The 21,673-nt window shown below is 69.6% G+C and carries 20 protein-coding genes and 4 pseudogenes; 16 read left to right on the top strand and 8 right to left on the bottom strand.

Annotated features, from left to right (window positions below; genetic code table 11):
- Positions 1–63 precede the first annotated feature (63 nt).
- Together B277_RS04805 and B277_RS16565 are read left to right on the top strand one after the other, a co-directional pair.
- Complete coding sequence (locus tag B277_RS04805) at positions 64–306, top strand: helix-turn-helix domain-containing protein (protein ID WP_337590128.1); 243 nt, start codon at positions 64–66, stop codon at positions 304–306.
- Positions 303–713 (top strand): annotated as a pseudogene (locus tag B277_RS16565) (SRPBCC family protein); the annotation flags it as partial. The gene B277_RS04805 and the pseudogene B277_RS16565, both read left to right, overlap by 4 nt.
- A 38-nt stretch (positions 714–751) precedes the next feature.
- Here the strand turns inward: B277_RS16565 and B277_RS16560 are convergent.
- Positions 752–1,144, bottom strand: a pseudogene (locus B277_RS16560) (TniB family NTP-binding protein); the annotation flags it as partial.
- Between the two features lie 119 nt (positions 1,145–1,263).
- On the opposite strand from B277_RS16560, the gene cmtR reads away from it, so the two are divergent.
- From cmtR to B277_RS04790, 3 genes are all read left to right on the top strand, one after another.
- The gene (gene cmtR, locus B277_RS16555; protein ID WP_083853642.1) at positions 1,264–1,623 is read left to right on the top strand and encodes a Cd(II)/Pb(II)-sensing metalloregulatory transcriptional regulator CmtR; all 360 of its coding nucleotides are present in this window, start codon (positions 1,264–1,266) and stop codon (positions 1,621–1,623) included.
- A complete protein-coding gene (locus tag B277_RS04795) occupies positions 1,620–2,222 on the top strand; it encodes a cadmium resistance transporter (protein WP_007925754.1) in 603 nt (200 codons plus the stop codon). Before cmtR ends, B277_RS04795 begins: the two co-directional genes overlap by 4 nt.
- A 383-nt stretch (positions 2,223–2,605) precedes the next feature.
- Positions 2,606–4,048: an alkaline phosphatase PhoX gene (locus tag B277_RS04790; protein ID WP_007925751.1), complete on the top strand. Its 1,443-nt coding sequence runs from the start codon at positions 2,606–2,608 to the stop codon at positions 4,046–4,048.
- A gap of 239 nt (positions 4,049–4,287) precedes the next feature.
- Here B277_RS04790 and B277_RS19745 read toward each other — a convergent pair.
- Together B277_RS19745 and B277_RS04785 are read right to left on the bottom strand one after the other, a co-directional pair.
- Positions 4,288–4,428 (bottom strand): annotated as a pseudogene (locus B277_RS19745) (sulfurtransferase TusA family protein); the annotation flags it as partial.
- Positions 4,429–4,869: pseudogene (locus tag B277_RS04785) on the bottom strand (glutathione peroxidase); the annotation flags it as partial.
- A 447-nt stretch (positions 4,870–5,316) separates the two neighbouring features.
- Here B277_RS04785 and B277_RS04780 point away from each other — a divergent pair.
- The 3 genes from B277_RS04780 to B277_RS04770 are packed head-to-tail and all read left to right on the top strand — an operon-like array spanning position 5,317 to position 8,234.
- Entirely contained in the window at positions 5,317–5,976 is a 660-nt protein-coding gene (locus tag B277_RS04780) for a lysoplasmalogenase family protein (RefSeq protein ID WP_007925748.1), read from the top strand.
- Positions 5,977–7,020: a LacI family DNA-binding transcriptional regulator gene (locus tag B277_RS04775; RefSeq protein ID WP_007925747.1), complete on the top strand. Its 1,044-nt coding sequence runs from the start codon at positions 5,977–5,979 to the stop codon at positions 7,018–7,020.
- Entirely contained in the window at positions 7,017–8,234 is a 1,218-nt protein-coding gene (locus tag B277_RS04770) for an MFS transporter (protein ID WP_007925746.1), read from the top strand. The genes B277_RS04775 and B277_RS04770 overlap by 4 nt, the downstream gene beginning before the upstream one ends.
- 27 nt (positions 8,235–8,261) lie before the next feature.
- Here B277_RS04770 and B277_RS18305 read toward each other — a convergent pair whose 3' ends face one another.
- Complete coding sequence (locus B277_RS18305) at positions 8,262–8,960, bottom strand: MFS transporter (protein ID WP_337590130.1); 699 nt, start codon at positions 8,958–8,960, stop codon at positions 8,262–8,264.
- Between the two features lie 84 nt (positions 8,961–9,044).
- Positions 9,045–9,710 carry an MFS transporter gene (locus tag B277_RS18300; protein ID WP_202865226.1) on the bottom strand — a complete coding sequence of 222 codons (666 nt, stop codon included), beginning with the start codon at positions 9,708–9,710 and terminating at the stop codon, positions 9,045–9,047.
- A 94-nt stretch (positions 9,711–9,804) separates the two neighbouring features.
- On the opposite strand from B277_RS18300, the gene B277_RS04760 reads away from it, so the two are divergent.
- From B277_RS04760 to B277_RS04750, 3 genes are all read left to right on the top strand, one after another.
- The gene (locus tag B277_RS04760; RefSeq protein WP_007925745.1) at positions 9,805–10,080 is read left to right on the top strand and encodes a DUF2277 domain-containing protein; all 276 of its coding nucleotides are present in this window, start codon (positions 9,805–9,807) and stop codon (positions 10,078–10,080) included.
- 360 nt (positions 10,081–10,440) lie between these two features.
- Positions 10,441–13,056 (top strand): replicative DNA helicase, encoded by a 2,616-nt coding sequence (gene dnaB, locus B277_RS04755; RefSeq protein ID WP_007925744.1) that lies wholly within the window; start codon positions 10,441–10,443, stop codon positions 13,054–13,056.
- Between the two features lie 277 nt (positions 13,057–13,333).
- Positions 13,334–14,005: a TnsA-like heteromeric transposase endonuclease subunit gene (locus B277_RS04750; protein WP_420795264.1), complete on the top strand. Its 672-nt coding sequence runs from the start codon at positions 13,334–13,336 to the stop codon at positions 14,003–14,005.
- 664 nt (positions 14,006–14,669) lie between these two features.
- On the opposite strand, the gene B277_RS18815 is transcribed toward B277_RS04750, so the two are convergent.
- On the bottom strand, positions 14,670–15,032 hold the full coding sequence (locus B277_RS18815) for a hypothetical protein (protein WP_007925741.1): 363 nt from the start codon (positions 15,030–15,032) through the stop codon (positions 14,670–14,672).
- 1,097 nt (positions 15,033–16,129) lie between these two features.
- Between B277_RS18815 and B277_RS15815 the strand changes: the two genes are divergently transcribed.
- From B277_RS15815 to B277_RS04730, 3 genes are all read left to right on the top strand, one after another.
- Complete coding sequence (locus B277_RS15815) at positions 16,130–17,431, top strand: TniB family NTP-binding protein (protein ID WP_083853641.1); 1,302 nt, start codon at positions 16,130–16,132, stop codon at positions 17,429–17,431.
- Positions 17,432–18,022: 591 nt separating this feature from the next.
- Positions 18,023–18,874, top strand: coding sequence for a hypothetical protein (locus tag B277_RS15810; protein WP_156811733.1), 852 nt, complete (start codon positions 18,023–18,025; stop codon positions 18,872–18,874).
- Positions 18,864–19,208, top strand: coding sequence for an abortive infection family protein (locus B277_RS04730; RefSeq protein ID WP_202948412.1), 345 nt, complete (start codon positions 18,864–18,866; stop codon positions 19,206–19,208). The genes B277_RS15810 and B277_RS04730 overlap by 11 nt, the downstream gene beginning before the upstream one ends.
- 363 nt (positions 19,209–19,571) lie before the next feature.
- Here B277_RS04730 and B277_RS04725 read toward each other — a convergent pair whose 3' ends face one another.
- Both B277_RS04725 and B277_RS04720 read right to left on the bottom strand, forming a co-directional pair.
- A complete protein-coding gene (locus B277_RS04725) occupies positions 19,572–20,171 on the bottom strand; it encodes a hypothetical protein (RefSeq protein ID WP_007925731.1) in 600 nt (199 codons plus the stop codon).
- Between the two features lie 21 nt (positions 20,172–20,192).
- The gene (locus tag B277_RS04720) at positions 20,193–20,585 is read right to left on the bottom strand and encodes a hypothetical protein (RefSeq protein ID WP_156811732.1); all 393 of its coding nucleotides are present in this window, start codon (positions 20,583–20,585) and stop codon (positions 20,193–20,195) included.
- An 85-nt stretch (positions 20,586–20,670) separates the two neighbouring features.
- On the opposite strand from B277_RS04720, the gene B277_RS04715 reads away from it, so the two are divergent.
- Both B277_RS04715 and B277_RS04710 read left to right on the top strand, forming a co-directional pair.
- Positions 20,671–21,273, top strand: a complete 603-nt coding sequence (locus tag B277_RS04715) for a hypothetical protein (RefSeq protein ID WP_128277054.1) — start codon at positions 20,671–20,673, stop codon at positions 21,271–21,273.
- A gap of 40 nt (positions 21,274–21,313) precedes the next feature.
- On the top strand, positions 21,314–21,673 hold a 360-nt coding region (locus tag B277_RS04710), incomplete at its 3' end, for a helix-turn-helix domain-containing protein (RefSeq protein ID WP_007925728.1).

Here is a 21,673-nt window from a genome sequence, read left to right as displayed (position 1 = left end):
CCCGAGAATCGCGGGACTCCTGAGGGGTTGACAACGTACAACCATATGGTCGGGGAGCACTCGGTGTCCGCCCTGGCCGCCGACTACCCGACGAGCTTCGCCGTCGTGCAGAAGCACGTGGCGGTGCTCGAGCGGGCGGGGCTGATCACCAAGCGCCGCAGCGGACGAGAGTCGCTGGCGAGCGGGGACGTCGAGGCCGTGCGTGCCGGCGGTGCCCTGCTCGCCGAGCTCGAGGCCGTGTGGCACGGCCGGGTCGCGGGGATCGACGCCCTGGTGGCCAACGACAGCACCACCCCCACCGCATGACCCACACCCAGGAGGTCACCATGCCCATCATCGACGTCACCACTGACCTCGACACCCGCACCCTCGTCATGGCGACCGAGTTCCCCGTCAGCGTCGAGCGCCGCTGGCAGGTGTGGGCCGACCCGCGCCAGCTCGAGCAGTGGTGGGGGCCCGAGGGCTACCCGGCCACTGTGACCGAGCACGACCTCACCCCCGGCGGCACGGTGAGCTACCACATGACCAGCCCGGAGGGGGAGGAGTTCCCCGGCGGCTGGACCGTCGTCGCCGTCGACGAGCCGCGCCGGCTCGAGCTGCGTGACTACTTCGCCGATGCCGACGGCAACCCCGTCGACACCGCCCCGACCTCGACGATGGTCGTCGAGTTCGTCGCCGTCGACGGTGGCGCGCGCATGGTTGTGACTTCGTCTGCTGAATGGCGGGGTTCCTCGGTCGCTTCGTGGCGGGGTCAGGTGACACCGATGACCAGGGTGCTCTGTGCGGCTTCGATGACGTCGTTGGTGATGGTGTCGAGTTCGTTGATCTTCAGGACCCGCTGGATCTGGGGGAAGAGGCGTTCGAGGAGCCGGAAGTTGCCGCGGGTGATCCGTGCGATGGCTGCGATGGCTTGGGCGTCGGTGAAGTCGTCGGGGTCGAGGGTCTTGCCGAGGGATCGCCAGTGTCGCTCGAGGACGAACAGCAGTTCGTCTTGTCCCAGGGGCCGGTACGGGTGGGCGAAGCCGACTCGGCTGTAGAACTGGGGGTAGCGGCTGAACTGCTTCTCCAGGCCGGGCATGCCGATCAGGATCAGGGCGATGTCGTCGCGGTCGTAGCGATCGCGCAGCAGTTCCAGAGCGGCAGGCGTGCCGTCGTTCCTCTCGATAAGTAGCGGTGGTGTCCGGTGAGGGTTCCCCTTGCGGGCATGCGATCTGGGCTGACGCCTGTGACCGAGTGTTCAGTGCGCGCTGTATAGTTCAGTCCATGCTGACTATTGCTTCGCGTCTCGACGTGATGAACCGCCTGGGTCGTGCACTGGCCGACCCCACTCGATCCCGGATCATCTTGACCCTGCTCGACCATCCCGCTTACCCGGCGGAACTGGCCCGAGATCTGGACCTGACACGCCCGAACGTGTCCAACCACCTGGCATGCCTGCGCGATTGCGGGATCGTCGTCTCCGAGCCCGAGGGTCGTCGGACACGATATGAGATCGCCGATTCGCACCTGGCGCAGGCGCTGACGGCACTGGTCGATGCCACCCTGGCAGTGGACGCAGACGCCCCGTGCATCGATCCCGCCTGCTCGCTTCCCGGATGCGACGCAGCTGGGGAGGGCGCATGATCCTCACCTCGGTCTTGCAGGCGATGGGCCTGTTCGCAGCGACCAACATCGACGACATCATCGTGCTCTCCCTCTTCTTCGCGCGAGGGGCAGGCCAGCGCGGCACTACAGCCCGCATTCTGGCCGGCCAGTACCTCGGATTCGTCGGCATCCTCGGTGCCGCGGTCCTGGTGACCATCGGTGCCGGAGCATTCCTGCCCTCGGCAGCCATCCCGTACTTCGGTCTCATCCCTCTGGGCCTCGGCCTCTGGGCCGCATGGCAGGCCTGGCGCGGAGACGATGACGACGATGACGACGAGGCCAAGGTTGCCGGCAAGAAGGTCGGCGTGTGGACAGTCGCAGGCGTCACCCTTGCCAACGGCGGCGACAACATCGGCGTCTACACCCCTGTCTTCCTCAGCGTGGAACCTCTCGCAGTAGTCGCCTACTGCATCGTCTTCCTCGCGCTCGTCGCGGTCCTGGTGGCCCTGGCGAAGTTCGTCGCCACCCGCCCCCCGATCGCCGAAGTGCTCGAACGCTGGGAGCACATCCTCTTCCCCATCGTTCTCATCGGCCTCGGCATCGTGATCCTCGTCAGCGGCGGAGCCTTCGGACTCTGACGTAGCGGCAGCGATCCAAACGGCCCCGACCGGGCGCACCCCTCTCGGTTCAGACCGCGACACCTACCTGCAGCCAGTCCTGCGTGATCGCGGCAACAAGACCGCCACGGAGCGCTGCAAAAACCCCGCCACCAAGCGAACGAAGCCACACGCATGGTCAACACCTCCACGTGGGAGTCCGCCGACGACATGCAGAAGGTGCTCGACATGGGCGTCGTCGAGGGCTCGACGTCCGCGGTCAGCCAGCTCGACAAGCTGCTCGCCGCCTGAGCGCGGCCGACGTTTCACCCACCGTTCGCCCGGGGGACCCGTGAGGGTCGCCCCGGGCGAACGCCTGCTTGCTGGACTACGGCGCGTCCCCTCGACCGATCCCAGGAGTCCCCATGTCCACCCCAGCCCCCATCGACCGCCGCACCCTGCTCGGCGGCTCCGCCGGCGCCCTCGGCCTGCTCGTCGCCGGCAGCTCGGCCCCCTTCGCCGCGCACGCCACCGCCGCGCAGACCACCCGCCTGGCCGCCGGCTACGGCCCCCTTCGTCCGGCCGGTGAGCTGCTCGCCCTGCCGGAGGGCTTCAGCTACACGGTCCTCGCCGAGTCCGGCACGACCACGGTCGGCGGCTACGCCGTGGCCGGCAGTCAGGACGCGATGGGTGCCTTCGCCCGTGCTGGCGGCGGCTCGACGATCGTCTGCAACCACGAGATCGGTGGTGCCGACGACGGCGCCGTCCCGCACGTCGACGGACTGGTCTACGACCGCGGGGCGAAGGGGGGAACCTCCACCCTCGTCGTGGACGCCGACAACACCGTGCTCGAGCACTACACCTCCGTGGCCGGCACCGTCGACAACTGCGCCGGCGGCATCACGCCGTGGGGCACGTGGCTGACCTGCGAGGAGACCGACGAGCGCGCCGGTACCCACGAGGACGATGGCGTCAGCTACACCTTCGAGCAGGACCACGGCTACGTCTTCGAGGTCGACCCGACCAGCCAGGCGGCCAACATCGGCAAGGCCAACATCCCGCTGAAGTTCCTCGGGCGCTTCGAGCACGAGGCCGCCGTTGTCGAGGAGGCGACCGGCCGGATCTACCTCACCGAGGACGCCGACGAGCCCAACGGACTCTTCTACCGCTGGACCCCGCCCGCTGGCTACCGCCAGGGCAAGGGCGCACTCCACGCGCTCGCGGCCGACGGCGCCGTCGAGGTCGGCACCCTCGAGGCGCTCGTCGCCTTCGAGCGCAACGGCGCCCACGTCACTGACCTGTCGAAGGCGACGAAGACCAACACCACCTACACCGTGCGCTGGGTCGAGGTCCCCGACCGTGACGCCCGGGAGACCCCGATCCGTGAGCAGCTCGCCGACGACGAGGTGACCCGCGCGCGCAAGCTCGAGGGTCAGTGGTGGGGCGACGGCGGCGTCTATGTCGTCTCGAGCTATGCCCGCAGCGACGACGGCTCGCTCCACGAGCACGACGGCCAGGTGTGGTTCTTCGACCCCCGCAAGCAGACGATCAGGCTCACGACGATCTTCGCGGTCAACGAGGACGGCGCCGGCGTCGACGGCCCGGACAACATCACCGTCTCGCCCCACGGTGGGCTCGTCCTCGCCGAGGACGGCGAGGGCGCCTCGCAGCTCATCGGCGTCACCGACCAGGGCACGGCCTACCGTCTCGCGCTCAACCTCGTCGACGACAGCGAGTGGGCCGGCCCGACCTTCGACGCCGCGGGCACGACCCTCTTCGCCAACATCCAGGGCGACCCCGGTCGCACCTTTGCGATCACCGGGCCGTGGGGTCGTCCGTCCAACGCGCGGGAGTCGGCTCGCGGCTGACCCCCCTTCGCGCTCAGCAAGAGAAACCCGCGGTTCGCAAGAGTTTCAAACCCTTGCGAACCGCGGGTTTCTCGGGTCACCCGGAAATCGTGGGGTCGATGGGGTGCCAGGGCCGGTCCGGTCGCGTCTCGACCGGGCTGGCCCCCACCCGCACCCCGTAGACCGGGGGGCGGCCCGGGCTCGGCGACGCCGAGGTACCCGTGGCCGGTGAGCCGGCACCACGCCGGCAGGTCGATGGGCGCAACCGGGTCGGTCGTGCTCAGGTGCACGATGCTGCCGGGGGGCAGGTCGGCGACCCGCGCACGCAGCAGGATGAGTAGCCGCGCGCACGACAGGTCCCCGCCGTCGATCCGCGCGACGGGCTCGTCGGGTGCGTGCACTCAGCCGATGGCGGAGCGAAGGGCGGCGACGACCCGCTCGTCGTCGGGCGCCACCTGCGGGCTGAAGCGCGCCACGGGCGTGCCGTCGGCGTCGATGACGAACTTCTCGAAGTTCCACCGGATGTCGCCACTCTCGCCCCCTTCGTCCGGGGTGTCGACGAGAGCCGCGTAGACGGCGTGGCGGCCGGGGCCGTTGACCTCGACCTTTTCGCTCATCGGGAAGGTCACGCCGTAGGTGGCGGAGCAGAACTCGGCGATCTCCTCGGCCGTGCCCGGCTCCTGCCCGCCGAACTGGTTGCACGGCAGCCCGACGACGGTGAACCCCTGCGGGGCGTACTCCTCGTGCAGCGCCTCGAGGGCCGCGTACTGCGGGGTCAGGCCGCACTTGCTCGCGACATTGACGAGCAGCGCCGGTCGGCCGCCGGTGAGGTCGCGCAGCGTGCCGGGGGTGCCGTCGAGGCGGGCGAGGGGGGGCGTCGAGGAGGCTCATGACTCGACGATATGCCCGTCCCTCGGTCCCCGGGTGGGCGGGGCGAAGGGGGACGGCTGCGCCCGCCGAAGTCCTGCCTGGTCCGCTGGTGCCGTTGCCGTTCTCGACTTCGGCTTGATGTGCGCAGCCATCCCCTTCGCCCTGCCGCCTGCCGCCGTGTGTCCGTCCTCCGCTCCCTGAGGAGTGAGGCCGTCCACGGCCGACTGCCCCCCGCTCCCTGGGGGTGAGGCCGTCCTCGGCCGACTGCCCCCCGCCTCCCTGAGGAGTGAGGCCGTCCACGGCCGAGCGTCTCGAAGGGAGGGGCCCTTCGAGACGGGCCCGGGGGGCCCTTCTCAGGGGCCCTTCGAGACGGGCCCGGGGGCCCTCCTCAGGGACCGATGCGGCCGTAGGCTCGGGCCATGCCTGCGCTCGCCGCCCTCGTGGTCGTCACTCTGGTCCACCTGGCCGCGCAGGGCGTCGCTCCGGGGGGTGTGCTCGCCGACCTCACCCAGGTGCTGCTCATGCCCGTGCTCGCGTGGCTGCTGTGGACCACCACCCCGGACCCGAAGTCGCAGCTCGCGCGTCTGGCCCTCGCGGCGCTCGGCCTCTCGTGGCTCGGCGACACGCTCCCGCGGTTCTTCGACGACGGCAGCGACGCCGGCTTCTGGGCGATGGTCGTGCCCTTCCTGCTCGCCCAGATCGCCTATGCCGCAGCCTTCCTGCCCTTCGTCGACCGGAGCATCGCGCGCACCCGACCGGTCCTCGTCGCCCCCTATGTCGTGGCGATGCTCGCCGTGCTGGTCTTCACCGCGCTGCGTACGGGAGCGATCTGGCCGGTCCTCGTCTACGGGGCCGCCATCGTCACCATGGCCGTCCTCGCGACCGGGCTCGACCGGGTCGCGACGGTCGGCGCCGTGGTCTTCCTCGTCTCCGACGGGCTCATCGCGCTGCGCACCTTCGATGGGGTCGAGCTGCCCCTCCACAGCGTGCTCGTCATGCTCACCTATGTGTTCGCCCAGTTCCTCCTCGTCGCCTCGATCGCGCACCACGACCGGGCGGCCCGACCGCTGCGGGGCTGAGTGCGCAGCCACCGCGTCGCCGACATCGCCGAGCAGGCCGGCCTGTCCGAGGCCACCGTCGACCGGGTCCTCCACGGTCGGCCGGGTGCCAGTCCCCGCGCCGTCCGCGCGGTGGAGCAGGCGGTCGCCGAGCTCGACCGGCAGGCGAGCGCCCTGCGCCTCGGGGCCCGCTCGCTCGTCCTCGACGTCGTCATGCAGGCTCCCGACCGCTTCAGCGGAGAGGTCACGGCGGCGCTGGAGTCCCAGCTGAGCGGGCTGCGGCCGGCCGCCGTGCGCGCCCGCTACCACCTGCGGGAGTCGGGCACGGTCGACGATGTCGTCGCCACGCTCGAGGGCATCGGGCGCAGGGGGCGCACCAGCCACGCCGTGCTCCTCAAGGTCCCCGACGAGCCGGCCGTCGCGGCCGCGATCGACGACCTCGCCGACCGCGGGATCCCCGCGGTCACCCTCGTCACCGACGTGCACGGATCGCGGCGCATCGCCTATGCCGGGCCGGACCACGTCTCGGCCGGCCGCACCGCCGCGCACCTCGTGCAGCACTGGGGCAGAGGCGATCTCGCGAGCGTCCTCGTCACGCTGAGCCGCTCCTCCTTCGTGGGGGAGCGGACCCGGGTCGAGGCCTTCGTCGAGCAGATGAGCGCCACCGCACCGCACGTCGAGGTGCGCCGGGTCGCCGATGCCGACGGGCTCGACGCTGCGACCGCGGCCGTCGTCGCCGCCGAGCTCGAGGATGTCACGGCACCCCTCGGGGTGTACTCCGTCGGAGGCGCCAACCGGGCGATACTCGCGACGCTCCGCGCGAAGAGGGTCCCCCCTTCGGTCTACGTCGGGCACGACCTCGACGCCGACAACCTCGGGCTGCTGCGCACGGGCGAGATCGACCTCGTGCTCCACCACGACCTGCGCGAGGACGCGCGCGCCGCGATCACCGCTGTGCTCCAGCACCACCGGCTGGTCCCGGGGGCGCCGACCTCACTCGCGTCGGGGGTGCAGGTCGTCACCCGGCACAACATCCCCGCGCGGATGGTCCGGGGGTCGGCGTGAGGCACGAGGGCTACCTGCCGGGCAGCAGCGGCTACCGGCGGATCGTCTGGTCGCTCTTCGCGGCGGGACTCGCGACCTTCACCCTGCTGTACTCGACGCAGGCACTGCTGCCGGACCTGCGGCGCGACTTCGACGTCTCGACGGGTGCCTCGACCCTCAGCGTGTCGCTGGCGATGTTCGGCATCGGCGCCGGGTTGCTCATCGCCGGTCCGCTCTCCGACGTCGTCGGACGCACCCGCCTGATCCACCTATCGCTCGGGGCCTCGGTCGTCATCGGCTTCGCCTCGGCGCTCGCGCCGACCTGGGAGGCGCTGCTCGCGCTGCGCTTTGCGGACGGCTTCGCGCTCGCCGGGCTGCCCGCGGTCGCGACGGCCTACCTGCGCGAGGAGCTGCACCCCTCGAGCCAGGGGCGCGCCGCCGGGCTCTACGTCGGGGGCACGGCCTTCGGCGGGATGTCGGGCCGACTCGTCTCCGGATTCGGCGCGGAGCTGGGCGGCGGGTGGCGCTGGGGTATCGCCGCAACAGTGCTCGTCGGCCTGGCGTGCGCGGTCCTCGTGCGGCTCGCGCTGCCGGTCTCGCGGGGCTTCGAGCCGGCGCCGGGCAACCCGCGTGCGCTGGCGGCGATGACCCGCCGGGCCCTGTCGGACCCGGCGCTGCTCGCCCTCTACGCCATCGGCGGCTGCTCGCTCGGGGCGATGGTCGCACTCTTCAACACCATCGGCTTCCGGCTGGCGGATCCCCCCTTCGCGCTGGGGATCGGTGCGGCGAGCCTCGTCTTCCTCGTCTACCCGCTGGGGACGGTCAGCTCGACGTGGTTCGGCGACCTCGCCGACCGTCACGGGCGGCGAACGGTCATCCCGATCGGGGCGGCCGTCGCGATCGTCGGGGCACTGCTCACGCTGCCCGACGTGCTGTCGCTCGTCGTCGTGGGGATGGGGCTGCTCGTCGTCGGCTTCTTCGCGGTGCACGGCATCGCGAGCGGCTGGGTGCCGCTGCGGGCCCACCTCGGCGGGACGAGCGCCGGCCAAGCGGCCTCGCTGTACCTCTTCACGTACTACCTCGGGTCCGCGGTCTTCGGCACCGTTTCCGGCGCCGCGTGGACGCGCGCCGGGTGGGCGGGGTCGGTAGCCCTCTCGGTGGCGCTGCTCGTGCTCGTCATGGCATTGGCCGCGCTGCTGCGACGCACGCCGTCGCTCGCGCCCGGGCTGCGCTGACCGGCCCGGGAGTCCGCACCTCCGCGGCTACTCGTCCGCCGGGTCCTCGGCCGGCGTGCTCACCATGAGGCAGGTGCCGATGGTCACCGCGGCGGCGACGGCCAGCATGACGAAGGCCGCCTGCACGCCCGAGGTGCGCTCCGCCGTCGTCGGGTCGGCGCCCGCGACGAGCGTCATGACGGCGATGCTCGTCGCCGTGCCGGCCGCCCCGAAGACCTGCTGGGAGGAGCCGAGCAGCGCGGAGCCGTGCGCGTGCAGGGAGTGCGGCAGCGAGCCCAGGCCCGCGGTGAAGAGCGGGGTGAAGAGCAGCGCGAGCGAGAGGCTGAGCAGCACGTGCAGGATGAGCACGGTCCACATGCCGACGTGCGGCAGCAGCACGGCGAAGAGCGTCAGCGACAGGGTCATGCCGACCGCGCCGGGGACGACGAGGGGTCGGGCGCCGATGCGGTCGTAGAGCCGTCCGATCGACGGCCCGAGCAGGCCCATGGCCAGGCCGCCCGGGATGAGCAGCAGCCCGGTGTCGAGGGTGCTCAGGCCGAGCCCGCGCTGCAGGTGGATCGGCAGCAGGATGACCGAGCTGATGAGTGCGGCGAAGCCGAGGCACATCGTGACGAAGGCGCCCGTGAAGCTGCGGTGGCGGAAGGCCCGCAGGTCCATGAGCGGGTCGCCGGTGCGGGCGAGGGTCAGCTGTCGCCAGGCGAAGACCGCGAGGGCGAGGGCTGCGATGCCGGCCGCGAGGAGGGGGTCGACGACGGGCTCGGGAGCTGGACCCCCTTCGCCGCCGTGGCCGCCACCGAGGCCCGAGAGACCTTAGACGATGCCGCCGAAGCCGACGACCGCCAGGGCGACGCTCGGCAGGTCGAGGCGGCTGTCCTCGCGCTCGCCGGTGTCGGGCAGCAGGCGCAGGCCGAGGGCGAGGGAGGCCGCGGCGATCGGCAGCACGGCGATGAAGATCAGGCGCCACGTGCCGAGCTCGAGCAGGACCCCGGAGACGGCCGGGCCCATCGCGGGGGCGACGGCGATGACGAGCGAGACATTGCCCATCGTGCGGCCGCGGTCGGCGACGGGCACGAGGTCCATGAGGGTGGTCATGAGCAGCGGGATCATCACCGCGGTGCCGCCCGCCTGCACGACGCGGGCGGCGACGAGCACCTCGAAGCTCGGGGCGGCCGCGGCGATCGTCGTGCCGACGGTGAAGAGACCCATCGCCACGGCGAAGGTGCGCCGCGTCGCCAGTCGACGCATGAGCCAGCCGGTCATCGGGATGACGACGGCCATCGTCAGCATGAAGGCGGTCGTCAGCCACTGCGCCGACGTCTCGGTGACGTGGAAGTCGTCCATGAGCCGCGGGATGGCGTTGTTCATGATCGTCTCGTTGAGGATCACGACGAAGGTGGCCACCGTCAGCACGCGCAGGATCAGCGTCGTCTGGGCAGGGGTGGTCACGGGGTGCGGCGCCGCCGCGGTGGTGGGCATGTCCTCCATGGTCCGCCAGGCCACCGACAGCGGCCAAATGCTCTTGACCGCGAAGGGCGTGTCCCTGTCGGTCCGCAGGAGGAGACTGGGTGGCATGTGCCGAAACATCCGACAGCTGCACAACTTCGAGCCCCCGGCCACGACTGACGAGGTGCGCGCCGCCGCCCTCCAGTACGTGCGCAAGGTGAGCGGGTCGACGAAGCCGAGCCAGGCCAACCAGGCCGCCTTCGACGAGGCCGTCGAGGAGATCGCCCAGGTGACCCAGCACCTGCTCGACCACCTCGTGACGAATGCCCCGCCGAAGGACCGCGAGCTCGAGGCGGAGAAGGCCCGGGAGCGGGCCCGCATCCGCTACGGGCGCACCGGCTGACCGCCGGGCGCTCCGAGCTTGCGCGAAGGGGGTCATCTGTGGCCTATGGCGTGTCGTTGCCTGTGGATTGCCGGTCGGCATTTTTTTGCGGGTCCACACGCTTCGCGCCGCATCCTCGCAGGTCAGATGGGGTGTCGCCGTCGGGGTGTGAGGGAGATCCACAGACTTGTCCACGGACTGTGCACAGTGGCATGGCGCGTCGTCCACACCCCGTCCACAGCACTGTCCACAGGGCCGTTTGGCGTTGTCGGCGACGGGTGCGACCCTGCTCTGACGTCCCCTCGACGGGGCGTGCGGACCCCCCCCTTCGTCGGGGTCCGGGGCAGGCACACGGAGGGCGACGCGGTGACGACGACTGACATGGGCGCGAGGAGCTACGGGGACACCGACGGCTACGCGTCCGGGCCGCCCGCCGACCGGCTCCCGCCGCAGGACGTCGGCGCCGAGCAGTCCGTCCTCGGCGGCATGCTCCTCTCCAAGGACGCGATCGCCGACGTCGGTGAGGCGGTGCGCGGGCACGACTTCTACCGGCCGGCGCACGAGTTGATCTTCGACGCGGTCATCGACCTCTACAGCCGCGGCGAGCCGGCCGACGCGATCACCGTCGCCGACGAGCTGAGCAAGCGCGGCGACCTGCAGCGCGCGGGCGGGCAGGCGTACCTGCACGACCTCATCCAGTCGGTGCCGACCGCGGCCAACGCCGGGTACTACGCGCAGATCGTCGCCGAGCGGGCGGTGCTGCGGCGCCTCGTCGAGGCCGGGACCAAGATCGTCCAGATGGGCTACGCCCAGGGCGGCGGCGACGTCGAGGACATCGTCAACCAGGCTCAGGCCGAGGTCTACACCGTCGCGGAGAAGCGTGGCGGCGAGGACTACGCCCCCCTGTGGGACACGCTCAACGAGACGATGACCGAGATCGAGGTCGCCGCCGGTCGCACCGACGAGATGACCGGTGTGCCGACGGGCTTCACCGACCTCGACGAGCTGACGCACGGTCTGCACCCGGGCCAGATGGTCGTCATCGCGGCCAGGCCGGCCATCGGCAAGGCGCTCGCCCTCGACACCGCGCTGCCCACACCGACAGGCTGGACGACCATGGGCGAGGTCGCCGTCGGTGACCAGCTCATCGACGCCGAGGGCCGGGCGACGACTGTCGTCGCCGCGACGGAGGTCATGACCGACCGCCCCTGTTATGAGGTCGAGTTCTCGGACGGCTCGGTGATCGTTGCGGATGCGCAGCATCAGTGGCTGACGGACACCCACGCGTCGCGCAAGTCCTTCCAGGCCGCCCGCGACGGGCGCAACGGCACGAAGAACCAGCGCACCTTCGCCGAGGTCCGCACCACCGAGGAGATCGCGGCCACCATCCGCACCGCGACCAAGGACGCGCGCCTCAACCACTCTGTCGCGCTGGCCCAGCCGCTCGAGCTGCCCGCGGCGGATCTTGCGCTCTCGCCCTACGTCCTCGGTGCCTGGCTCGGAGATGGCACCAGCGACTGCGCGATGTTCACCACTGACGACCCCGAGATCGTCACCTACCTGGAGGGCCAGGGGCTCGTGGTGACGAAGACCAGCGCGGCCATGCGCTACTCCCTCCGGCTGCCCGTCGAGGACGTGGCGGTGCGAGAGTGCGTGGTCTGCGGTGCCGAGTTCGTCCCGCACACGTCACAGGTGAAGACGTGCGGTCGCTCGTGCGGTGGCAAGTCGAAGGGGACGCCCCGCATGGCGGACCCCACGTGCCCCGACTGCGGTCGTCCGTCGTCGGGCAGGCGGCGGTGCCAGGAGTGCCACAACGACCACGGCACGGTGCAGGCGCTGCTGCGCAAGATCGGTGTGCTCGGCGACAAGCACATCCCGATGGACTACCTCAGGGCGTCCGAGGAGCAGCGGCGCGCGCTCCTGGCGGGCCTGCTCGACACTGATGGCACGGTCACCAACGTCGGGTGCGTCCAGTTCACCTCGACCTCGGCACGGTTGATGGGGGATGTGCGCGACCTCGTGGCCGGGCTGGGCTACCGCTTCGGGGTCAGCGAAAAGGCCGTCCATGGTCGCAGCCAGGGGTCGTCGATCGCCTACACGCTGACCTTCAGCGCGGACGAGGACGTCTTCTGGCTCGAGCGCAAGGCGATTCGCCACAAGGACCTGCGGTCGCGCACCTTCCAGCGGCGCAACTCCCGCTTCATCACGGACGTGCGTCCCATCGAGTCTGTACCCGTGCGCTGCGTAGAGGTCGACAACCCGGCCCACCTCTACCTGGCTGGTCGCTCGATGATCCCGACGCACAACTCGACGCTGGGTGTCGACATCGCCCGCGCGGCGGCGATCCACCACCAGATGGCGACCGCGATCTTCTCCCTCGAGATGAGCCGCAGCGAGATCACCATGCGTGTGCTCGCCGCGGAGGCGAGCATCCAGCTGCAGCACCTGCGCCGCGGCAAGATGAGCGACCCCGACTGGCGCAAGCTCTCCCGCGTCGTCGGCCGGATCAGCGACAGCCCGCTCTACATCGACGACTCACCCAACCTAGCGCTCATGGAGATCCGCGCCAAGGCGCGGCGCCTCAAGCAGCAGCACAACCTCAAGCTCATCGTCATCGACTACCTGCAGCTGATGACCTCCGGCAAGAAGGTCGAGTCCCGCCAGCAGGAGGTCTCCGAGTTCTCCCGTGCGCTCAAGCTCCTGGCCAAGGAGCTGCAGGTCCCGGTCATCGCGATCTCGCAGCTGAACCGTGGCCCCGAGCAGCGCACCGACAAGCGTCCGGCGATGAGTGACCTGAGAGAATCGGGCTCTATTGAACAGGATGCAGACTTGGTTATACTTCTCCACCGCGATCGCGACCCGGGGTCCGAGCGCGAAGGGGAGGCCGACGTCATCGTCGCCAAGCACCGCAATGGTCCGACCGCCGACATCGTGCTCGGCTTCCAAGGGCACTATGCGCGGTTCTCGAACCTGGCGAAGGACTCGGCCGGCTTCTAGTTGTAGAGAGGGGGCCTAGTTTGTACAAGCGGCTCTGTACATTGTTTACGGGCAATTGCGGCGTGTCGTTAGGAGTTTTGCCTACGGCGTGGTAATGGAGCGCCAGCGTTCGGTAGTGTCGCTGTGCAGACAAAGTTCGAGGGCGTCCCGTTGGCCCGGGACGCCCTCGTGAACAACTACCTGATCCCTTGGCTGGGTGGCAGGAGGAGTCGTTGTGTCCACTGTAGATGTTGCGGTGCCGGAAACTCAATCTTCGGACCCGGAGTGGTCCTTCGCTGTGGAAGGACAGGTCGTCTCTGGCTGGGACTGGGGTGCTGGACCTCCAGATGTGCGGCAGCTGGGGTCGGTCCGCAAGGTTCGCTCCTCGACGTACTCGCGGAATGTTCCGGTGCATGCCTTCTCGATGACAATCGGGGACGATCTGACACTGGAGTCGGGCCTGGAGCATCAGTTGATGATGATGCTCGACCGCGACCTGGACGTCTCGTGGCTGGTGGCCCAACCGTTCCTCCTTCGGTGGTCACCGAAGAAGTCGCACTATCCCGACCTGCTCAGCGTGCGCGTCGACGGGTCGGTGACGGTGTGGGATGCGCGCCCGGCCGAGTTACAGGACATCGACTTCAACTGGAAGGTCGAGAAGACTGCTAAGGCGTGCACCACCCGCGGGTGGAGGCACCGGGTCTTTCCCGGACTCTCTGGCGCGGAGGAGGTCAACCTGCGGTGGCTGTCGATGGCCCGCAGACAGCAGCCGTGGATGCCAGCCGCGACGGCACGCCTACGCGAAATCACCCACGGCGCCGGCGCGACCTTCGGGGACATCGCCGCAGCCGATGAGGGCGGCTATCTGTTGTCGACACTGTGGCACCTGGCTTGGCGGGGCGACGTCGAGTTGGACCTTGCCGACCGGTGGAGCGAAGACACTCCCGTGGTCTGGGCGGGACGGTCGTGAGCGTGCGAGTCGCGCTGCACGACGGCGCGACCATCCAAGGTGAAGATGGCCGCCCGCTGCTGGTGGTGGGTGTCCGCCCGCTGAGCGTGCGCGTCGAGACCATCCACGGCGAAGTTCTCGACATTCGGTTCGAGGACCTCGAGGTGGCCGTGGGGATGCTTGATGGCCGCGTTGACGCCGTGGCGGGGCCCTTCCGGCACAAGTTCGAGAGCGTCCGCGAGGCCGCGCGCCAGTTGGCGCTCGACCGCGAGGAGATCGTCCTGACCGTCGAGACGGGCTTCGCGCGGGGACATCGTGCCTTGGCGCGCGAGGGTGAGCCATTCTGGCCGTTCGATCCGGCAGACGGAATCTCGCTGGCTCGCAAGCTCGCGGCAATGGTCGAGCAGCTGGCAGCCGAGGACGATCAGGATCGTCAGGCCCGTCGTGACCGTGAGGCAGGCCGCTCGACGCGGCCAGGTCGGATCGGGTCCCCGACGGCCAACGCCATCCGGAACTGGCACCGGGACTACTTCGGGGAACCGGGGGGACTGTTCGAGCTGGTCGATGGCCGCAGCCGGAAGGGCCGGTCGCAGTTCGACTCGTTGGACGAGGAGATCAAGGACGTGTGCAAGGGGGTCGTGGGCCGGTTCGACGGGACGGAGTCCGCAAAGCGGCAGAAGGACATCTACCGCCAGGTCCTGTCCAAGCTCAGTGCGGACGGCTTCGTGATGGAGGAGCTGCCTCGGGACACGCTGCGCAGGTACATCGCGCACGTGGTCAAGCCGTTGGGACGCACGACGCGGGCGCACAAGACGAACAAGCTGCGGACCACTGCCTCGTATTCGTCGTTCGCGACGGTCGGTGTGGGGCAGGTGGTGGCGATCGATGTCACCCGCGCGGACAACTTTTGCTTCGACCCGTTCACCGGGTCCGCGGTCAGCGTGGAGGTGATGACGGCGATCGACCTGGCCAGCCGGGTGATCGTGGGGACGAGGGTCTTCCCCCGCAGCCCGACCGGGTTCGAGGCTGGCCTGCTGCTGGTCGACATCCTGCGGCCCTACAGCCTGGCGGTGGATCCGGCCCGGGTGGATGACTGGCGGTGGGCCGGGGTCCCGGAGCACATCGGGTTGTTCCCGCATGCACTGGCCGAAGCCGAACGCATCGATGGGCTCGCGGGCCGGCCGTTGGTCGGTGAGCACGGCATCCCCGGTGTACTGCCGGATGCGATCCGAGCGGATCGGGGCAGCATTTTCACCGGGACCCATTTTCGGGCGTTGTGTCGCCAGTTCGGGATCAACTTGCTGCTCTCCCGTGGTGCGCACCCGACCGACAACGCGGTCATGGAGCGCTTCTGGGAGACCCTGCAGGCCTGTTTCCAGGCCGCGCCTGGGTACAAGGGCCACAACGTATCCGAGCGGGGCTCGAAGGTCGGGCGTATCACCTTGGACAAGGCCGGTCAGCCGGTCTTCCACGGCGGTGCCCCGGCGCTGACGCCGCGGGAACTGGAGCGGCACATCCGGGAGTGGATCGCCACGACATATCACCGCAGCCCGCACTCCAGCCTGGTGCTGGCCGACAAGAGCATCACTGCCGAGGATGCCCGGATGAGGCTGACCCCACTGGACGTCTACGACAGCCTGATGGCCGCCCAGGGGCGCATCCACGTGCTCCAGCGTGCGGACCTGATCTACGACGCGATGCCCATCCGGTGGGGCCAGATCGGCGCCAACGGCGTCGAGTTCGACGACTTGTACTACGACTGCCGAGAGCTGGATGAGTTCCGCAACGTGCGGGACTGGACCTTCCGCTCACCTGACCAAACGGGGCACACCGGTGATCAGCGTGCCCGGGCCGGAGCGAAGGCGGCGCCGTTCTACTACGACCCTCGGGATGTCTCGGCGTACTGGCTGCGTCACCCCGACACCGACCGGATCATCCGGGTGCCGTGGCGCCGGGAGCACGAGTTGCGGGCACCGATGACCGGGTTGACGTTGCGGCATGCGAAAGGCCTGATGAAGAAGCGCGGCGCCTACCGAGACCTCTCTCGCGACAGCATCGAGGAAGAGGTCCTGACCACCCTGAACACGGCTGACGGGTACGACCGGTTGCGGGGGGGACCCGGACCTGGCGGACTGGCACGGCAACATGCTCACCGCCGCCGCCATGCGCTCGGGCCAGTCCAAGCACGACCACGGCGAGGCCGCCTCCGCCGCCGGCGGCCGCACCCCATCGACCGGCGGGGCGCCGCGCCCGCGGTCGCGCCCCCGCACCGCCGGCGAAGACGACCAGGGCGCCCTGGGAGACCGACGCCGCCGACTGGTCGAACTTGGAGGAGCAAGAATGAAGGCCGACCTGCTTCACTCCCTGGCCTTCACTCCGCCGATCGGGCCACCGCCGATGATCACCACCTGCGAGGCCCACGGCATGTCCGGCCAGCGACGCGCCCGCGCGAGCGAGGTGCGCCGCTTCCTGGCGGGCCGCTACTTCGACTCCGACCGCGACCGCGGCATCCGGCAGCGCCTGACTGCCCTGATCGAGGGCAACGCGCAGTCGCTGACCGGGACCAAGGACGTGGCAATCGTGACCGGCGACAACGTTCTGGGCAAGTCCACGATGCTCTACCAAGTCGCCTTCGAGGCGCACCGACGCCTGGTCGCCCCGCACACCAACCCGGATGTCCGTCCCGCGACCACCGCCCGCACCATCACCGGACGCAGAGTCGAGAACCTCGAGGTCGACCACGTGCCCGTCCTCTTCCTGTCCCTGGCGGCCGGCACGACGGTGGCGAAGTTCAACGCGCAGATCGTCCAGGCCTTGGGCTACCCGCCCGGTGTCGAGAAACGCGTGCGCTACCTCGACCTCCTCGAACGACACGGTGTCCGCCTGCTGATCGTAGACGACCTGCACCTGCTGAAAACCTCACTGAAACTGGGCCGCGAGGCGCTGGACCACCTCAAAGCCGTGGTCACCGCTGTCGGCGAGCTCGGGGCTACCGTCATCCTCGCCGGCGCGAATCTGCACACACATCCGGTCATGGACGACCCGCAGGTGACCGGGCGGGCCTACGAGATCCCCGTCGCGCCCTATTCGGGCACCACGAAGGCCGACAGGCTGGCCTTCCAACAGTTCCTGCGTGAGTGTGCGAAGCACGCCCAGCCCTACCTTCCGGCCGGTCGGCCCGACCACATCTGGAAGGAACTGCCACACATCTGGCTCGAACGCAGCGCCGGCTACCACCGCGACCTGCTCCAGCTGCTGCGCGACGCCACGACCGCCGCCATCGAGGACGGAACCTGGGCCATCACCGAGAAGCACCTCGCCGGCGTCACGCTGGCCGCGCTAGCCGAACGACGAAACGCGGACGCTCACGCCACGCGGCGGCGAGCGACCGCCCCGGTCGGTGACCCTTCCGCTACCGCTGCCCCAAGGTCAGGAGCTTCGGCATGATCGAGCCAGCGCCGCCACCGCTGCCCGCTCGTCCAGACCTGCGACCCGGCGAGGACATCGCGGCCCCTTCTGGCACGCACCGCCAGCGCGAACCACACCACCGTCCGCGAGCTGACCGGCCTGCAGGTCCACTCGCGGGTCTGGGAAGAGCCCCCGGATGACCTGCTGCACCGCGTCGCGGCACTCACCTCGACCGCCGTGGACGAGCTGAGGCCAGCGACCCTGCGTGGCGCCTACCCGGGGATGGCGCCGGAGCGAGCCCGCACCGGCCGACGGTATGCCGGTCAACCCGCCACTTGCCCCCAGTGCCAGATCGCGACCGTCGCCGCGCGGCTGAACATTGTCGTGCTGTGCCCCAACTGCGGCTGTTTCCTGCACGACGCCTACTTCCCGCACCCCAGCCACCCGGGACCCGACATCGAGGCGGTCCACCGAGAGATGCTCGCCACCCTCTGCTCAGCCGGTGAGTCCCAGCGTGCTCGAGACCGGCTGACGCGACTCGAATCTCTGATGGCCGGACTCGAGCACGCGTTGTGGACCAACTGGCCCCCACTCCTACCCGGAGAGTCCACTCTCTGGCGTGGAGCCGTGGTGGATTTCCTGCGCTGGGGGCTGCAACCGGGCCGGGTCGTTGCCAGGCCGCCGTACATCAGCGCGACGACCCTGGCGCTGACCTGGGCCGCTTCCGCCACACAGGCCGCGGCCCGTGACCTCGCCGACCAGATCGCCATCATGGGCGACCCGTGGTTGCCCGCCAGGGACCTGGTGCCGCGATGGCCCGACGCTCACACGGGGTGCGAGGCCGTGCTCTCCCTGATCCTGGACCACGGCATCCACGTCGGGCACATCCCTACGACCATGCGCCGCAACCACGACCCCCTCGTGCTGCCCGAAGCGGCCCGCACCATCCGCACCGCAGAGGCAGTCGCCCTGACCACACTCGTCGCCCAGGCCCGGAACAGCGACCTCTCGATCCGCGACATCCACACGTTGCACGCAGCCACGATCAACCCTCAGGTGGCCCGGCTCGCCGAGCACATCACCGAAGACGTGGACACCTACCGCCGCCTGGCGGCCCACCTGGCCTTCCTCCTCGACGAAGGGCTGCCGCCGCTAGCGGAGCGCCGCGAGGCGCTGCGCAACGTCAAGATGACTCCCCACGGCGTCATCGAGGAACTGCCGGCCGCTGCGGCACACACGCCCGATGCCGGGAGGCTGGCAGCGGCTTGGGTGTGGCTGGATGCCACCCTCGGGCGTCCGGCTGGTGGACCACACGCCCAGATGGCCCCTCGGCTGCTGTTGGCCTTCGACCACGACATGAACCCCGAAGGCCGACTGCTCCTGCGCGACTGGTGGCAGCACCACCTGCAGCTCAGCGCCACGGTCGCCGTCGACGCCCTCCCGAGACTAGGCCGTGCTCACGGTGAGCGTCGTGTCTCCTGACCCCAGCCGCAACCTGCCGGCCCGCCCGACGATGGGATTCCCGGTCAACGAGAAGATGGACTACAACCAGCTGTGGCACCTCGCCCGCGAACGCCTCGGTGTCCTGCCCCAGCAGGTCGACCCGAACGTCCCAGGCGCCAACGCGATCCGCGCGATCCACCAGTCCACCTGGAACATCGCCGACCAGATCAACGCGCTACGCAACCTCCAAGGCACCGGCCACGGACGGACCCTGCCATCAGGGGTATCTGAAGATCTCGCGATGCTCGTCGTCCGCGAAGCCGCCACCGTCGCCGACTACATGCTCGCCCGACTCGAACACGAGAAAGGGTGACCGTCACTGCAACCCGAACCAGGGCAACCGCTCGCCCTCGATCGCTGGTCGACACGTCACGGTGCGGGCGAGACCCAAGCCCGCAAGGCGTCCAGATGGCCACGATCAAGGCCACGTCGCGGGTTCGGGCGTAACAGCAAGCACTCGTGGTCGGCTGCCAGCGCCGCGGCGTCGTGACGGCTCAGCTCGTCCTCGACCCACGCGAAAGGCCGGTCGCCGACGAAGTCCAACACCGGGGGCCACCCGGGGTGTGTCGTACCCGTCGGGGTCTCCTCCCAGGCGGGGTAGGCCGTGCACGACCGGCCACGGTGAACGTCCGGTCTCGCGCAGGAGCGTGTTGGCGCTGGCGCCCCACGAGGTCGCCTACGCCAAGTCGTACGACTGGGCGAGCAGATCCAGTTCGCGCAACAGACTGGTGCTGATCATGTCTGTCGTGGTGCCGTACGGCAGCAGCACCCCATCGACGTCGAGTAGCAGCCACGGTTTGACCGCTCGCTCCCGGGACGAGGCGTGGGCCATCCAGGTGACGGTATGGAAGTCCACGACGCGGGGTCGGTGATCTGTCACGACGAAGTCCGTGCCCCGCTGCAGCTGGCCGCACTCACTCACCATCAGGGCCAGCGCATCAGGGTCGGGGTCCGACCCGTCGTCACGCCACGGGGGCAGCACCAAGGCACGCTCGGAACGGTCGATAAAGCCACCGCTGGCCCATGCCCGCCCGCCGGCAGTCGCCTGTACCAGGACCTGGAACGCGTCCTCAACGCCAGACATCGGGAAGGTGAGCACGGTCGCTTCGGGCCTGCAGCGGATCTCGGGCTGGCCGCCGTTGCTCTCCCGGACCCGATCGCCGGAACCCTCAGGCGCGAACACGTCACGCCGCGGACCAGCGTGCTCGACCCAAGCCGCCCGCGGGAGGGTCTGGTACGACGCCTGAAGGTGGTACTGGAAGGTCGCTGCAGGCACGGTGAGATCCTCCAGCAGCTCTCACAGCCGGTGCGGCCGGTGGGGCATGCCGTCGTGCAGGAACCGCCGCCGGGGATCGACGACCTCGTCACCGAGGTCGTCGAGGAAGGTGTCCTCGACAGGGGGCAGCGGCGTCGTCTCCATCAGCGACTGGCTGCGCTGCTCGATCCAGAACCGCAACTCGCGTCGATCGCCGTGACGATCAGCGTCTTCGCGCGCCAACTGCTCGGGGACGACCACGTAGTGAGCGTCGATGTGCGCGAAGTAGGCGGCCGGGTCGCGCAAGGCATCGAAAGCCTGCGGAGTGTTCAACTTCCACAGACGTAGCGCCTCACGTCCAAACCGCTCCATCACACCACCACGATCGCCAGGAGCAGGAGTCTGACACGGTGCTTCCGCACCGACGTGGATCACGTTCGTCCATGAGGACCCAAGGGTTCAAGGCACGCGCGAGACACCACGCTTGCGCTGTGACATCCGACGGAATATCCTCATGGGTATGTCACACCTCTCCCCTGAAGAGCGCAACCGTCTCGACGGACTGGCCTTCTGGATCCGCGATGAATTCAGCGCCCGGGGACACAACATCACGACCGCCCTAGATCAGGATCCCGCTTTTCGGGAGGGAGAGCGGGCACGATCTGGGTTGGCGAGGTCGCTGATGCAAGCGGCCGTCACCGTCGCCACCAGTCGGGTCGGCTTGGGACTTCTGACAGGCGACGGAGGCGTCCGCACGGTGCAGAGCTTTGACCGGGGGTGCGATCGTCGATACCGGGTGCTGTCGGCCCACAAGGACGAAGAGAACCACTTCCGCATCCTCAGCAGTAGTGACGCGATCCTCTCCGTCGACACCGACAACTTTCTGCCCCAGGAGTCGTGGGTGCTGGCCTACACCCTTACTGCCGACAACCAGGTCGACGACCTCTTCGTCGCCCCAATCATCGACCGTCGAGAGGGGAACCCCGGCGAGCTCGTCCTGGGTCCTGAGTACCACCTGGAGGGTGCGCCCCCCTCGGGTGGCGGGTTCCAGCCCACCGATGAGGGTCTGCCCATGTTCGACGAGGACGATGAGGACGGCATCGGGGCAGCAGGCGCGGTGTGAGCACCACCATGCCAGTACGTCACCAAGGAGTACGCACCACGTGATCAACCCGAACCCCGCCGACATCGGTCAGCGTGTCCAGCGGCTGCGCCACGCCAACGGGCTGAGCCAAGCCGACCTGGCCGACCACGCCGGCATCCCCGCCGGCGTGGTGTCCATGGTCGAGCACGGCCGCCAGAGCTTGGAAGCCGGCGCCCTCGACCGCGTCGCCAACGCGCTGGCATGCACGACCGACTACCTGACCGGGTTGCGGGCCGAGCCGGTGTCCACGCGCCCGTGGCTACGTGCCTATGCAGACGCACCGAAGCGCACTGTGGACAAGTACGTCTCCGACACTGAGACTGCCAAGCACACAGGGACTTCGGAAGCGCTCGGTCTGGCCTTCTACCCCGAGTCCCTG

It is taken from the genome of Janibacter hoylei PVAS-1 (assembly GCF_000297495.1).
Taxonomy (GTDB): Bacteria; Actinomycetota; Actinomycetes; order Actinomycetales; family Dermatophilaceae; genus Janibacter; species Janibacter hoylei.
The sequence above is the reverse complement of the archived record's forward strand: the minus strand, read 5'-3'. Positions and strand labels throughout refer to the sequence as shown.